The 1,976-nt window shown below is 41.7% G+C and carries 2 protein-coding genes and 1 pseudogene; 2 read left to right on the top strand and 1 reads right to left on the bottom strand.

The annotated features are described in order from the left end of the window. Positions 1-748: glycosyl hydrolase family 18 protein (locus tag G4P69_RS37390; RefSeq protein WP_208354959.1), on the top strand; the 748-nt coding region annotated here is incomplete at its 5' end. A 22-nt stretch (positions 749-770) separates the two neighbouring features. Further along, a pseudogene (locus G4P69_RS41130) lies at positions 771-863 on the top strand (IS5/IS1182 family transposase); the annotation flags it as partial. A gap of 43 nt (positions 864-906) precedes the next feature. Here the strand turns inward: G4P69_RS41130 and G4P69_RS37385 are convergent. Further along, a complete protein-coding gene (locus tag G4P69_RS37385) occupies positions 907-1,827 on the bottom strand; it encodes a histone deacetylase family protein (RefSeq protein WP_208343737.1) in 921 nt (306 codons plus the stop codon). Positions 1,828-1,976: the final 149 nt, after the last annotated feature.

Below are 1,976 nucleotides of genomic sequence, written 5' to 3'. Positions count from 1 at the left end.
TGCAATTGCCTTGTTAAAAGAACGTAACCGCAACACTAAAGTATTGGTGGCAGTAGGCGGACAAACTTATACAAATTTTGCTCAGATAAATCCTCAAACAATTGCTAATATTGTCAAGGACTTTGGGTTTGACGGTGTTGATGTTGATTATGAATCTAACAGTGTAAAATGTTCATCCTCAAATGGTCAGGTTTCCTGTACCTCTGATGCAGAATTTCGTCGCGTTGTCAGGCAAATTCGCCAAGTTCTGCCCAAGCCTTACTTGGTAACAGCGGCGGTATGGAGTATTGGTGCTTATGGTGAAGGAAAATGGACGAATGCTCAACCCCAAGGCGAGAAGACAGGTATGACGCTTAATTTGCTGCGTTCACCTGAAAGTAAAATGATTGACCAATTGCTTGTTATGTCCTATGACGCTGGTATCACTTACAACCCTCAAGAAGCCTTAGCAGCTTATCAAAACTATTTTAAAGGCAAAGTAGTTATGGGAGTGCAAGTACCGCCAGAAGCTTGGGGTGGGAATGTTTACACATTAGCAAAAGTTCGTAATTTGGCACAGACTGTTGTTGATAAGAATGCTGCCGGGCTGATGCTATGGAGTCTACAAAAGAAACCAGAAGGAATATCATCAGACGATAATCCCACGGCTGAAATGATAGCAAAAACAGCCTGTCAAGTTTTGTTGCTTGATAATTGCCAACAGCCACTATTTAGCTTCCAGAAAGTGGGAATATCTGTACATCAGTAGCAGCTAATCGGTAGGGGCTTTCAAAGATGTCAGAGATTACGAGTTACTGCCAGAAACTTCCGAGACGTTTATTTATCTTGCCATGAGCCTTATTATGGTGAGGCGGTTGGCATAAAAACTTGACACCTCAAAAGTTTTCGAATATCCTCTAACATACGCTACAACTCTAAACATTTCTCAATGGTAGCTAAAACTGATTGAGAAAGTGTTGGTAAGTCATAGCCACCTTCTAAACCAAACAGAATTTTACGAGTGATGTTTAAACAATATTGTGTAAACAGTCCATAATCTTGTGGTTGAAGATTTATGCTTGCCAGAGGATCATCGGCGTTGCCGTCATAACCAGCGCTGACAATGATTAGATCTGGCTGAAAGTTAGACAAAAAAGGTATTACTTTTTTCTCAAAAACTGGTTGATAAACCCCAATATCAGAACCTGGGGGAAAGGGCAAATTTAGCACATTGTCATGAAAGCCGCGTTCTGTGGCTTTACCTGTACCAGGATAACAGGGGTACTGATGCAAAGAACAATAGGCAATTTGCGGGTTATTCTCAACGATCGCCTGAGTACCATTACCATGATGTACATCCCAATCCAGGATCGCGACGCGGTTTATGTTTGGTTGTTTCAGTGCATAAAAAGCAGCGATCGCCGCATTGGAGAATAAGCAAAACCCCATCCCCGCGTCATGTTCGGCGTGATGTCCAGGTGGACGCGATAATACAAAAGCTGGATTTTGAGATTCGATCACAGCATCAACACCATCTAACCAAGCACTAACGGCTAATAAGGCAACATCATAACTGCGGGTCGAAACAGGTGTATCGCTATCTAAATAACCACCACCATTCAGAGCAATTTCGTGAAGTTTGTAGATGTAGCGCTGAGAGTGGGCTTTTTCAACGAAAGATATTAAGTCTCTTTCTTCCGGTGAAGTGGGCGATCGCCATTCTATTTTGTCAGCAAATACACTCTCTTTAAGAGCATTGGCGATCGCCGTCAAGCGTTCTGGTTTTTCTGGATGGTAGTACCCAGTATCGTGATCTAAAAATTCATCTGAATAAATGACTGGTAACATAATCTAGTTATAGAAAACAGAACACTTTTTATTCTTGTAAGTTTAAAGTATATCGAGCTTCCTCTCGGACACTCCCCTTTTTTATGAGCCGCAAAGACACAAAACAACGATTGGATGTTTTATTGGTAGATTTGGGTTTGTGTTCCTCC

Origin of the sequence: Aetokthonos hydrillicola CCALA 1050 (genome assembly GCF_017591665.1) — a bacterium.
GTDB classification, from domain to species: Bacteria; Cyanobacteriota; Cyanobacteriia; order Cyanobacteriales; family Nostocaceae; genus Aetokthonos; species Aetokthonos hydrillicola.
Note: the sequence above shows the minus strand (reverse complement) of the source record. Positions and strands in the feature narration are given on the sequence as shown.